10 protein-coding genes are annotated in these 12,581 nt (G+C 63.1%); 3 read left to right on the forward strand and 7 right to left on the reverse strand.

Annotated elements, in window-relative coordinates:
• Positions 1-35 precede the first annotated feature (35 nt).
• From DAD186_RS06435 to DAD186_RS06465, 7 genes are all read right to left on the reverse strand, one after another.
• Entirely contained in the window at positions 36-1,631 is a 1,596-nt protein-coding gene (locus DAD186_RS06435; protein WP_065247987.1) for an alanine/glycine:cation symporter family protein, read from the reverse strand.
• 254 nt (positions 1,632-1,885) lie between these two features.
• On the reverse strand, positions 1,886-3,475 hold the full coding sequence (locus tag DAD186_RS06440; RefSeq protein WP_065247988.1) for an alanine/glycine:cation symporter family protein: 1,590 nt from the start codon (positions 3,473-3,475) through the stop codon (positions 1,886-1,888).
• Positions 3,476-3,590: 115 nt separating this feature from the next.
• Positions 3,591-5,102, reverse strand: a complete 1,512-nt coding sequence (gatB, locus tag DAD186_RS06445; RefSeq protein ID WP_065247989.1) for an Asp-tRNA(Asn)/Glu-tRNA(Gln) amidotransferase subunit GatB — start codon at positions 5,100-5,102, stop codon at positions 3,591-3,593.
• A complete protein-coding gene (gene gatA, locus DAD186_RS06450; protein WP_065247990.1) occupies positions 5,099-6,604 on the reverse strand; it encodes an Asp-tRNA(Asn)/Glu-tRNA(Gln) amidotransferase subunit GatA in 1,506 nt (501 codons plus the stop codon). The genes gatB and gatA overlap by 4 nt, the downstream gene beginning before the upstream one ends.
• 3 nt (positions 6,605-6,607) lie before the next feature.
• Positions 6,608-6,904: an Asp-tRNA(Asn)/Glu-tRNA(Gln) amidotransferase subunit GatC gene (gatC, locus tag DAD186_RS06455; RefSeq protein WP_065248772.1), complete on the reverse strand. Its 297-nt coding sequence runs from the start codon at positions 6,902-6,904 to the stop codon at positions 6,608-6,610.
• 17 nt (positions 6,905-6,921) lie between these two features.
• Complete coding sequence (gene ligA / locus DAD186_RS06460; RefSeq protein WP_082991118.1) at positions 6,922-9,336, reverse strand: NAD-dependent DNA ligase LigA; 2,415 nt, start codon at positions 9,334-9,336, stop codon at positions 6,922-6,924.
• A gap of 4 nt (positions 9,337-9,340) precedes the next feature.
• On the reverse strand, positions 9,341-10,189 hold the full coding sequence (locus DAD186_RS06465; RefSeq protein WP_065247991.1) for a hypothetical protein: 849 nt from the start codon (positions 10,187-10,189) through the stop codon (positions 9,341-9,343).
• A gap of 160 nt (positions 10,190-10,349) precedes the next feature.
• Between DAD186_RS06465 and DAD186_RS06470 the strand changes: the two genes are divergently transcribed.
• Genes DAD186_RS06470 through DAD186_RS06480 form a run of 3 tightly spaced genes read left to right on the forward strand, consistent with a single transcriptional unit; the run spans position 10,350 to position 12,579 of the window.
• Positions 10,350-11,066 (forward strand): DUF4129 domain-containing protein, encoded by a 717-nt coding sequence (locus DAD186_RS06470; RefSeq protein WP_065247992.1) that lies wholly within the window; start codon positions 10,350-10,352, stop codon positions 11,064-11,066.
• Positions 11,063-11,617, forward strand: a complete 555-nt coding sequence (locus DAD186_RS06475; RefSeq protein WP_065247993.1) for a hypothetical protein — start codon at positions 11,063-11,065, stop codon at positions 11,615-11,617. The genes DAD186_RS06470 and DAD186_RS06475 overlap by 4 nt, the downstream gene beginning before the upstream one ends.
• On the forward strand, positions 11,614-12,579 hold the full coding sequence (locus tag DAD186_RS06480; protein WP_065247994.1) for an AAA family ATPase: 966 nt from the start codon (positions 11,614-11,616) through the stop codon (positions 12,577-12,579). Before DAD186_RS06475 ends, DAD186_RS06480 begins: the two co-directional genes overlap by 4 nt.
• The last annotated feature ends 2 nt before the right edge of the window (positions 12,580-12,581 follow it).

Consider the following 12,581-nt stretch of genomic DNA (forward strand, 5'->3'; position numbering starts at 1 on the left):
ACGATGCAAAACACTCAGCGAACTACTGAGGCGGATCAGCCTTCGCGGTGCGGCCAATCAGGATCATCCGCAAGGCGCTGCTTGAGAGCCTCGTAATCCGCCTGCTCTTGCTCCTCGAGCGCACGCGCCTCGGCCACCTGCTCCTCCGTAGGCTCGTGATCGCCCATACCCACGGCGAGATCGGGATGCACGACCGCAATCGCGCCCGTCTCGAGCTTCACCTTGTGGCGGAGGATTTCATAGCGCACGACCTTCGCGAGGAAGTAGATGCCGAGAAGGTTCGGGATCGTCATGAGGAAGAACACGGCATCCGAGAAGTTGATGACAGCATCCATCGACACGGCAGAGCCAAGAATGACGGCCAGAATCCACACGATCTGGAAGGCACGCTTCACAAAGGTCGAACGACCAAAGAGGAACTCAGCGGCGAGATTGCCGTAGTAGTAGTAGCTCAGGATCGTGGAGAAGGCGAAGAGCGCCACGGCAACGGTCAGAATGTAGGGGAACCAGCTTGCCACCGTGCCAAACGCGGTCGCCGTCATTACAATGCCATCACCGCTGCTATCGGTGTAGACGCCCGTCACGGTGATAGCGATCGCCGTGAGGGTACACACGATGACCGAGTCCACGAGAGGCTCCCACATCGCGGTGAAGCCCTCGGTTGCCGGCTCCTTGGTTTTCGAGGCCGAGTGCGCCATGCCCGCGGAACCCACACCGGCGGCGTTTGAGAACAGCGCACGCTGAATACCAACGATAGCCACGCCGATCGCGCCACCGGTCACGCCCTCGCCGGTTGTCGCCGTCGTAATAATCTTGACGACCGCCTCCGGAACAGCCTGAATGTTCATCACGATGATCGTGAGAACGCAAAGGAAGTACACGATCGCCATGAGCGGGGTGATGCGCGCCGTCCACGTGCCGATCGATTGGATGCCACCAACGATCACGAGCGCTGCAAGCGCCGCCATGATCGCGCCGATCACCCAACGGTTGTCTTGGAGGAAGGCAATTCCGAGCTGATCGCTGAGAATCGCCGCGCCCTGATTCGACTGGAAGAGGTTGCCTGCACCGAACACACCGATGAGGGTGAACGCCGCGTACATAAACGACAGCACGATGCCAAACTTTTTGAAGCCAATTTCGGCAAGACCGTGCTTGAGGTAATACATGGGGCCACCGTGAGTGTGGCCATCCTCATCGATTTCGCGGTACTTCACGCCGAGGGTCGCCTCGGCCATCTTCACACTCATCGCAAGGCAGCCGAAGAGCACGATCCACAGGGCCGCGCCAGGGCCACCAACCGAAATCGCCACCGCGACACCCGCGATGTTGCCGAGACCAACGGTGCCCGAAAGCTCGGTCGCGAGCGCCTGGAACGAACTCACCTCACCAGGATCAGTCTTGCGCGTGAATTTTCCTCGAATCACGTCAATCGAGTGCGCAAAGCCCGTGATGGGCTGGAAGCGCAGCCACACCGTGAGGAAGATGGCGGCCGCGACGAGCCACAGCACAATGATCGGGACCTCGACACCCGCGATAGTCGGGGCGAAGAACACGATTGCCGACAGGAAGTCCGCAAAGGGGGCAAAGTACGTATTTAAGAACTGGTCGATCGCACCAGAACTGTGCATCGGTCTCTCCTAGTGGGGGAAAATTTTCGCCAAACAAGCACTACTTTTCGGAAACGCAGGGGCGGATACAAGCACATCGACCAAAACGAATTCTTGGCGACAAAAGGCATTTGCCCGCACCCACAGCCCCCTGGGCGAGGGCTCATCTCAATAAAACCACAGGTCAGAGCTTTGGTGTAGCAGCCGTCGGAAAATCAGTCAAGAAGGTCCTCACGGATCCCCGCCGTGTGACTTACGCTACCCAGTGGTCTCGATCACTCCTTTTCGCTCTGCTGGCCCCACTCGCCGTCCTCGTAGAGACGCTCGCGAATCTCGTGCCACTCGCGTGCCTCTTCTTCATCACGCTCGCGCGCCTCGGCGATCTGCTCTTCGGTGGGCTCATGATCGCCCATGCCCACCGCGAGCTCAGGATCAATCTGCGGGATCGCCCCCGTGGTCACCTTGACCTTGTGACGAAGGATCTCGTAGCGCACGATCTTCGCGAGCGCGTACACGCCGATGAGGTTCGGAATGGTCATGATGAAGATGAGTGCATCGGCGAGAGTCACGACCGAATCGATCGTGATGGACGAGCCGATCACGAGCAGCGCGATCCACAGAATCTGGAAGCTGCGAGTAACCCACTTCGAGTTGCCAAGGATGTACTGGATCGCGCTGAGCCCGTAGTAGTAGTACGCGAGCACGGTGGAGAACGCGAACGGCACCACGATCACCATGAGCACGTAGGGGAACCACGGAGCAACGGTGCCGAAGGCGCTCGCCGTCATGACGATGCCGTCCGCCTCCCCGCTTTGGTACACACCGGTCACGACGACCACGAGAGCCGTAATCATGCACACCACGCACGAGTCGAGGAACGGGCTCCACATGCCCGTGTACCCCTCGGTCGCCGGGTGGCGAGTTTTCGCGGTCGCGTGGGTCATGCCCGCGGTTCCGACGCCTGCCGCGTTCGAGAAGAGCGCACGTTGGATACCGATCACGGCGGCACCGGCGGCGCCGCCGGCAACGCCCTTCGGCTGGAACGCCTCCGTGACGATCGTCATGAAGGCCGAAGGAATCTGCGGAAGGTTGAACAGGAGGATGAGGATCGCGCTCACCATGTAGATCGTGGCCATGAGCGGAACGGCCTTCGACGTGATCTTGCCGATCGATTTCACGCCACCGACAACAACGAGGGCAAGCAGGGCACCGAACACGACACCCACGATCCAGCGATTATTCATGAGGAAATCGCTGCCGAGCTGCTCACTCAAGATGAGCGCGGTTTGGTTCGACTGGAACATGTTGCCGCCGCCGAAAACCCCGAGGAAGGCCGAGATCGCGTAGATCATCGCGAGAACACTGCCGGCCTTCGCCCAGCCAATCTCCTTGAAGCCGTACTTCAAAAAGTACATGGGGCCCGCGTGGATCGTGCCATCTTCATCGATCACGCGGTACTTCGTGCCGAGGGTTGCCTCGGCCATCTTGAGGCTCATCGCGAAGAAGCCGAAGATCGCGATCCACAGCGCCGCGCCCGGACCACCGAGGCCAATGGCCACAGCGACACCCGCGATATTGCCGAGGCCGATCGCCCCGGAAAGCTCCGTTGCGAGGGCCTGGAAGCTGCTGACCTCACCCGGATCCGTTTTACTCGCGTAACGACCGCGCACAACATCGATCGCGTGCTTGAAACCGGTAATGGGCTGGAAACGCAGCCATACGGTCATGAAGATTGCCGCAACGGCGAGCCATACGACGATGAGGGGGACTTCGATACCACCGATATTCGGCGCATAAAACACGACCGAGCTCATGAACTGAGCAATAGGTGCGATCAGTTGGTCAACATACTGGTCGAAACTCATGAGTGCCTCTCGACGGCCCCGGATCTGCCTTAGGCCGCGAAATGGGGCCCCGGTTTGCTCCGCCCGGGGCCCCACTTCATATTTGGTAGTTCGTACTACCTATATTACCTGCCTTCTACCCCACCTCAAGTTTGTCCATGATGATCTCACGGACGCGGCCGGCGTCGGCCTGGCCACGCGTGGCCTTCATGACGGGGCCGATGAGCGCGCCGATCGCCTGGACCTTGCCGCCCTTGATCTTCTCGACCACGTCGGGGTTGTCGGCAATCGCCTGATCGACGGCGCCTTCGAGAACCGAGTCGTCGGAAACAACCGCAAGGTTGTCCCTCTCGACGATCGCGGCGGGATCACCTTCACCGTCGAGAACTTTCGCGAGAACCTGGCGGCCGATCTTGTCGTTGATCTTCTTCCCTTCGACGAGCGACACGAGTTCGGCGACCTGCTTCGGGGTAACCGAAAGCTCCTCGAGTTCCTTTTCCGCTTCCTTCGCGATGCGGGCGAGTTCGCCCATCCACCACTTGCGCGCAGCCTGCGGCTTCGCGCCTGCAGCGACGGTGCCCTCGATGAGGTCGAGCGCGCCGGCATTGATCACGTCGCGCATCTCGAGATCGGTAAAGCCCCACTCGCCGAGCAAACGGCGGCGGCGCGCCGCGGGAAGCTCGGGAAGTGCTGCACGCAGTTCCTCGACCCATTCGCGGCTCGGCGCCACGGGAACGAGGTCCGGTTCCGGGAAGTAACGGTAATCCTCGGCGTCGCTCTTCACGCGGCCCGGGCTCGTGTGGCCCGTGTCGTCGTGGAAGTGGCGGGTTTCCTGGATCACCTCGACGCCGCTTTCGAGAACACCGGCCTGGCGGCCGATCTCGAAGCGCACGGCGCGCTCAATCGAGCGGAAGGAGTTCACGTTCTTCGTCTCGGTGCGCGTGCCAAGCGGAGCTTCTGGCGAGGGGCGAAGCGACACATTGATATCGGCACGCACATTGCCGCGTTCCATGCGGGCTTCCGAAACCTCGAGGGTGCGGAAAATATCGCGGAGAGTACGCACGTACGCCGCGGCGACCTCGGGTGCGCGGCCACCTGTGTTCGGGATCGGTCGCGTCACGATTTCCACGAGGGGCACGCCCGCGCGGTTGTAGTCGACCTGCGAATGGGTCGCACCCTGGATACGGCCCGTGCCACCAATGTGGGTGTTCTTACCGGCGTCCTCTTCCATGTGCGCGCGCTCAATGTCCACGCGCACGATCTCGCCATCGTCGAGCTCGACGTCAACGTAACCGTCAAACGCGATCGGTTCGTCGTACTGCGAGGTCTGGAAGTTCTTCGTGAGGTCGGGGTAGAAGTACTGCTTACGCGCGAAACGGCAGTTTTCGGCGATCGAGCAGTTGAGCGCGAGACCAATCTTGATCGCGTACTCGACGGCCTTCTCATTCACGACCGGGAGCGTGCCCGGAAGACCGAGCGAGACCGGGGTGATGGCCGTGTTGGGTTCGGCGGCGAAAACATTGGGCGCGCCGTCGAACATTTTGGTTGCCGTGCCGAGCTCGACGTGGACCTCGATGCCGAGGACCGGGTCGTACTTCTCAATCGCCTCGTCGTAGTCGAGAGGCTCGATGTCGGTGTAGGCGTTCACTTGGCGCCTCCTTCCAGGGCCGTAGCGTTGTTCAGGATCGGCCCTCCCCAGGACTCTTCGAGCAGCGCCTCGAGCGCCCCACCGGCGCGGTAGAGACGGTCATCGCCCATCGCGGGGGCGAGGAACTGGAAGCCCGCGGGCATCGAATCCTCGGCGAGGCCGCTCGGGAGTGAGAGGCCGGGGACGCCCGCGAGGTTCGCGGGAATCGTCGCGATGTCGTTGAGATACATCTTGAGGGGGTTGTCGGTGTTCTCACCGAGGCGGAAGGCCACAGTTGGCGCGGTCGGCGAGGCGAGAACGTCACACTTTTCGAAGGCCGCGGCAAAGTCGCGCTGGACGAGGGTGCGCACCTTCTGGGCACTTCCGTAGTAGGCGTCGTAGTAGCCAGAGCTAAGCGCGTAGGTGCCGAGCAGAATGCGTCGCTTGACCTCCGCACCAAAGCCCTGGCCACGTGTGGCGGCCATGACCTTTTCGGCAGTCGGGTGATCCTCGGGAACGACACGCAAACCAAAGCGCATGCCGTCGAACTTCGCGAGGTTGCTGCTCGCCTCCGAAGGCATGATGAGGTAGTAGGCGCCGAGCGCGTACTTAAAGTTCGGGCAGCTCACGCGAACAATCTCAGCACCCGCGTTCTCGAGGAGCGCGAGCGATTCTTCGAAGCGCTGCTTCACGAGCGGGTCGAAGCCTTCGCCCTCGAGCTCTTCGATGACGCCGATGCGCATTCCCTTGATGTCCTTGGTGCGCGCGGCTTCAACAAAGTTGCCAAAGCCGCCCTTGATCGAGGTCGAATCCTTCGGATCGTAACCGCCGATCACCTCGTGCAAAAGCGCGGCATCTTCGACCGTGCGCGTACACGGCCCGGCCTGGTCGAGCGAGCTCGCCATCGCGATGAGGCCGTAGCGCGACACGGAACCGTAGGTGGGCTTCACGCCAACGGTGCCGGTCACAGCCGCGGGCTGGCGGATCGAGCCGCCCGTGTCCGTACCGATCGCGAGCGGAGCTTCAAAACCGGCGATGGCCGCGGAGGAACCGCCGCCCGAGCCGCCGGGGATACGGTCGAGGTCCCAGGGGTTGTGGGTGTTGCCGTAGGCGCTCGTCTCGGTCGAGGAGCCCATCGCGAACTCGTCCATGTTGGTCTTGCCAAGGATCGGGAGCCTCGCCTCTTTGAGGTTCTCCACGAGCGTTGCGTCGTACGGCGGGATCCAACCTTCGAGGATCTTCGAACCGGCCGTGGTCTGGGTGCCCTTCGTGACGACGACGTCCTTCACGGCGACGGGAACGCCCGCGAGCGGCGCGAGGCTCTCGCCCTTGGCGCGCGCCTCATCGACGGCGTCGGCGGTTGCGCGTGCATCATCGCCCGTCACGGTCACGAAGGCGTTGAGCTTCGGCTCGACGGACTCGATACGTGCAAGGTGCGCGTCGGTCAGTTCACGCGCGCTGAACTCGCCGCTGTCGAGGCCCTTCGCCATTTGCGCGGCGGAAAGCTTCACAAGGTCAGTCATCGATTACTCCTCCCCCAGGATCTGCGGAACGACAAAGCGGCCGTCGGCGGCTTCGGGCGCACCGGAAAGAGCCTCTTCTTGCGTGAGGGTTTCGGTGACCTCGTCCTTGCGGAACACGTTGGTCATGGGGATCGGGTGGCTTGTGGCCGGGACGTCTTCACTCGCCACTTCGCTCACGGACGCAACCGCGTCCAAAATGGCGTCGAATTCGCCCGCGAAGCGTGCGATTTCGTCGTCGGTGAGCTCGATGCGAGCGAGGGACGCCAGGCGTGCGACTTCTTCAGAACTCATTGCTGGCATGGCATCCATTCTAGGCGCTACGCCAAGGCGTTTTCTCCACCCTCGAGGAGCGATGTGAAACCTTCCTCATCGAGGATCGTGATTCCCAGTTCCTCGGCCTTGGCCGCTTTCGAACCTGCGTTTGCTCCCACGACGACGTAGTTCGTCTTCTTTGAAACGCTTCCCGAAGCCTTCCCTCCACGCTGAAGGATCGCTTCTTTCGCGCCATCGCGCGTGAAGCCTTCGAGTGAGCCGGTCACGACGATCGTCAGGCCCTCGAGGGTTTTCTCGATCCCGCTCGCGGATTCATCGACCATCACCACGCCCGAGCGCTTCCACGCTTCCACGAGTTCTCGACGCCATTCCTCTTCGAAGAAGGCTTTGACGCTCTTTGCGATCGTCTCTCCCACACCATCGGTTTCAGAAAGCTCCTCGACGCTCGCGTTCGCGATCTGGTCGATGGAACCCCAGGCGGTCGCGAGAGCGCGGGCAGCCGTCGGACCCACGTGGCGGATCGAAAGTGCCACGAGCACCCGCCAGAGCCCCGCCGATTTAGCCTTGTCAAGTTCGCTCATGAGAACCTCGGTGGTTTTTCCGACGGTCGCCGGCTTCACGAGGCTCCAGGATTTTTTGGACTTGTAGTAGCGCCACTGCGGGCGGTTCCAAAAAGCGCTCACGGTGCGCCAATCGCCCGTTTCCTCACCGTCGCGGCGAACGCTCTGGTAAACCGTGACATGGCGCAGGTCCTCGGGGGTGATCTCGAAGAGGTTCTCCCCCGTACGCACGACGCCGTCTTGGGGCGCGGGGATGCGCGGATCCTCGGGGTCGGTGATGCGGAGCATGGGAACGCCGTCGATGTCGTCTGTAGCGATGCCATTCTTGAGCGTCACGAAGGCATCGCTCGCAAAATCCTCTTCCGTGAGTACCGGGAGGTAGAGCGCGTGGCCGGCCTTGAGAGAGGCGAGGGCTTCGGCGCGGCGCTTATCGGGATCGGTGAGGGCGATCGCGGACTCGTCACCGAGCGCTTCGATGTCAAAGGCGCCGCGGCTCGCGGCGTGCGCGATGCGGCCGGTGACCTGGGAGGGGCAATCCTTCTGGTTGGGGCAACGCCAGTCTTTATCACCCTCTTTCTCCGGTCGAATCTCTGCTCCACAGCTCGGGCAGTTTTTCGGCATGACGAACGGTTTTTCGCTTCCGTCGCGGAGCTTTTCGACTGGGCCAAGGATCTCGGGGATCACATCGCCGGCCTTGCGCAGGATGACCGTGTCGCCGATCAGCACGCCCTTTCGTTCGACATCGAATTGGTTGTGGAGCGTCGCGCGCGCGACCGTTGAGCCTGCGACCTTGACGGGTTCCATGACGCCGAAGGGGGTCACGCGACCAGTTCGGCCCACGTCAACCTGAATGTCGAGCAGCGTTGTCGTGACCTCTTCAGGAGGGTACTTGTAGGCGATGGCCCAGCGCGGTGCGCGCGAGGTCGCCCCAAGGGCTCGCTGGTGCGCGAAGTCGTTGATTTTGATGACGATGCCGTCGATATCGTGCTCGAAGTCGTGGCGTTTCTCCCCCGCCCGCTCGATGTACTGCGTGACCTGTTCGAGCGAGTCGAGCACCTCGAAGTGCGGAGAGGTGGGAAGGCCCCACGAGGCGAGCATCTCGTAGACCTCACTTTGGCTCTCGGGGTATCCGACGGCGCCTTCGTGCGCGCCGATTCCGTGGACGTACACCTCGAGGGCGCGTGAGGCCGTGATCGAGGAATCCTTCTGGCGAAGCGATCCCGCGGCGGTGTTGCGAGGATTCGCGAACTCGCGAAGCCCCGCCTCGCGGCGCTCCTCATTGAGTTTTTCGAACTCGTCGATCGGGAAGAACACCTCGCCGCGCACTTCGAGAAGTGCGGGAGGCTTTTCGGTGCTCAGAGTGTGCGGCACGTTGCGAATCGTCTTGACATTCGCGGTGACGTCCTCGCCCACGCGACCGTCGCCGCGCGTCACGCCGCGCACGAGTGTGCCGTTTTCGTAGACGAGCGAAATGGCGAGGCCGTCAATCTTGAGCTCCGTCAGGAACTGGGGCGTTTCGGGCGCATCCTCCTGGCAGCGCTTCGCCCACTCGCGAATCTCGTCGAGGCTGAAGGCGTTGTCGAGGCTCATCATGCGCTCGATGTGGGGCACCGAGGCGAAGCCCTGGGCAACCGCGCCGCCTACGGTTTGTGTGGGCGATTCTTCACTCGCAAACTCGGGGTACTCCTCCTCGAGATCCTTAAGCTCCCGTTCGAGGGCGTCGTATTCGCCGTCAGCCATGATCGGCGCGTCGTTTTCGTAGTATTCGACGCGCGCCGCGGCGAGGCGTTCGCGCAGGTCAAGAATGCGCCCCTCAGCCTCGAGCGTGGTGATCTCGGCGCGGTCGGCAGATGCGGCGATGTCTGAGGCGTTCGTGCTCGGTGTCTGCTCGGTACTCACGCGCTCAGTCTACGGGCCGCTCCGCTTCACCCTCCTGCTCGCGCTTCGCTTTTCGCCACAGGAAGAACGAAGAGAGTGAACCCACCACAAAGATCGCGAGCCACAGGATGAGCGCTCCCGTGCCGAAGGCACTCTTTGCCTCACCGCCCAGGTTCAAGGTCAGCACGATACCGGCGAGCACCACGAGGGCAAGCTGGAAGTACAGCTTGCGCTTTGCGGCCGTCGCGCGATCCTTCGGGAGGCTACGCGCGTAGCGCACGGGATCGCCGCACTCCTCCCCCACGCTCCGGTGCGCGGCCTCGGCGCGCGCGTACGCGTCGTCTGCGAGCGCCTCGATGCGCTTGTCTGTGAGATCCCCGCGCACGCGTGCGGCGCGAATGAACTCTTCGCGCCAGTCGCCCCGGTCCTCGCCCGGACCAAAGAGCCGCGGCTCTTGCTTCTTTGGCGCAGGCCAGAGAGCGAACACGGCCCACGCGAGAGCACCGTACACGGGTACACCGATGAGGAACACAAACGACGAAAGCGAATACCTCTGGTCCGTGGTGAGCTCGAAGATTGCCGCACCCACGAGCGCGAGCGCAAGGACGCTCACGGCGACAACAACGCACATCCATGCAAACGGCAAACGCCGAAGCGTCACGTCATACACAGCACCGGCGACCGCAATAAAAACTCCGAGCATGAGTGGGGCGATGAGCCCGCCGAGCGAGATGTCGGCACTGAGACCATCACTGAGAAGCCACACGATCGTGAAGAGTATGGAGAGGCCCGCGGCCGCGGTGAAGGCGAAGGCAGTCGTGAGACGCGCCGTCATGGGCGCGTCATCGCCAAAGGCCCAGCCGTTGTGGTTCATCGCCTCTCCTCGCGTGTCTGTCTCGCGTACGTTTCCCCCTCAAGCTTTTCACACGATCGCCGGTGCGAGCATCCCCTTCAGGGCTCCGGTATAGGATTTCGGGACGTATATTGCCGTGCCATGAACGCACCATGGAGCGCGAGGTGGAGGGAGATCCGCGATGAAAGTCGAGCGGTTTTTTCCCGCGCTCATCGCGATTGCCTGCGCCCTTCTCTTCGGGTGTGCAACGGCCGCGCACATGCCGCCGCTCGTGGACATAGGCGCTGGCCCCTCGGCCCTCGATGTCTTCCACCGGGAAAACGAGACGAGCGAAACGCCACACGCCAATACGGAAATCTCGGGCACTTTCGAGCAGTATCAACCCGAGGGGAAAGGTCCGTTCGGCCCCGCCCTCGAGATTATCGTGTGGGTGCTTCTCGCACTCGCAGGCCTGTGCCTCCTCATCGTCGTCGCACGCGTGGCCTTTCGCGCGTGGCATTCGAGACGCGCCCTCACCCCGGAAACCGACGTCGACGAGACACCGCTCGAGGTCGAGGCCTCCACCGTTGCCGCATCGCTCGAGGATGCTGCGGCGGCGCTCGAGCACCATACCGGCGACGATAAGCCCATCGTCGCCGCCTGGCTCGCGATCGAAGGCCGCCTCACGGCCGAGGGACACGGCCGCCACTCCTACGAAACCTCAAGCGAGTTCGTGCAGCGCGTCGTGGGCCCCGTGGGCCTCGACCTCTCTCACCTCGCGCGCCTCGCCGAGCTCTACCGCGCCGAACGCTACTCGAATCACGAAACGCCACCCGCCGTTCTCGAGGAAGCACGCGACCTCTTGCGACTGCTGAGCCAACAGCTCACACTCGGCCGCACCGGAGGTGGGCCTTCGTGAAACGTCTCGTGCTCACCTTCGCGCTCACGACAGCGGCAACGGTGGCGATCGTCCTCGCGCTGCACCTCGTGGATGTTCGCCTCAACCTCGCCTATGCTCTTGTGTTCGTTCTCGGTGCCCTGCTCGTGCGAGAACTTAACGCCGCGGGATTCGGAGGGAGCACCTCTCCCGAGTTCCCGCGCGCGCTCTACCGCGCAACCCCTGAGCTTGAGGCCGCGAAAGATCGCCGCGTGCGGCGCATCGAGGACGACCTCTTCCGCACAATTGAAACGAAGCGGCAGGGCCCGCGGCTTCCCGCAACGTACCTCGCGAGCATCGCTCACGAACTCGACACGCTCGCCGCCTCGCGCGGGGAAAACCTCGCGCTCTCGCAGCAGACGTCGGACCTCATCGCCCTTGCCCACGAAGCCGGATCCCCCACCGATTCCCCGCGCTCGCGAGGCCCACGAGTACGGCTCACGCGACGCGCACTCGTGGCGGCGCTGCGCGACCTCGAACACGAATACACACGACTCACCGCCCCCGCCACCCACGCCAAGGAGAGGCCATGACCAACATCTTCACCCCCCGCGAGGCCGCCGAACTCAGCGCGCGGATCCTCGATGAGGCCGAGCGCGCCGTTGTGGGCAAGCGTGAGGCCCTCACAAAGCTCCTCGCGGGCATCCTCGCGGGTGGCCACGTGCTCCTCGAGGACTATCCGGGCCTCGGCAAAACCCTCACGGCTAGGTCGTTCGCCCTCGCGCTCGGGCTCGAGTTCCGGCGCGCCCAGTTCACGCCTGACCTTCTTCCGGGCGACCTCACGGGCTCCGAGGTGTTCAACCAAAAAACGGGCGAGTTCGAATTCCGCCCAGGCCCCGTGTTTACGGGCCTGCTGCTCGCCGACGAGATCAACCGTACGCCCCCAAAGACCCAGGCCGCCCTCCTCGAGGCTATGCAGGAGCGCCAGGTGAGCATCGAGGGCACAACCCACGCGCTCCCGCACCCCTTTCACGTGCTCGCGACAGCGAACCCCGTGGAGACCGAAGGCACCTATCCCCTACCCGAGGCCCAGCTTGACCGCTTCCTCATGCGCCTCACGTTCGGCTACCCGAGCGCGGACGACGAATGGGACGTCATCGCGCGTCGAATCGAGCGCCGCGAGGACACCATCGACGTTGAGCGCGTGCTCGCGGCCGGCGAGCTGGAGAAGCTCCAGCACTCGGTCGAAGCAATCCACGTGAGCGAAGCCGTGGGCCGCTATGCGGTCGCGCTCGTGCGTGAAACTCGCGAGCACAGCGATACCGCAATGGGGTCGTCTCCACGTGGTTCCCTCGCCCTCATCCAGAGTGCGCGTGCCCTCGCGCTCATCAATGGCCGCGAGTTCGTGATCCCCGAAGACATCAAGGCTCTCGCCCACGCGTGCCTCGAACACCGCGTGGTGATTCGGCCCGAACTGTGGCTCCAAAACATCTCCTGCGCGAGCGTAATCGACTCGATCCTCACACGCATCGACGCACCTGAGGCAGCTGCCTGAGC

Source organism: Dermabacter vaginalis (assembly GCF_001678905.1).
GTDB classification, from domain to species: Bacteria; Actinomycetota; Actinomycetes; order Actinomycetales; family Dermabacteraceae; genus Dermabacter; species Dermabacter vaginalis.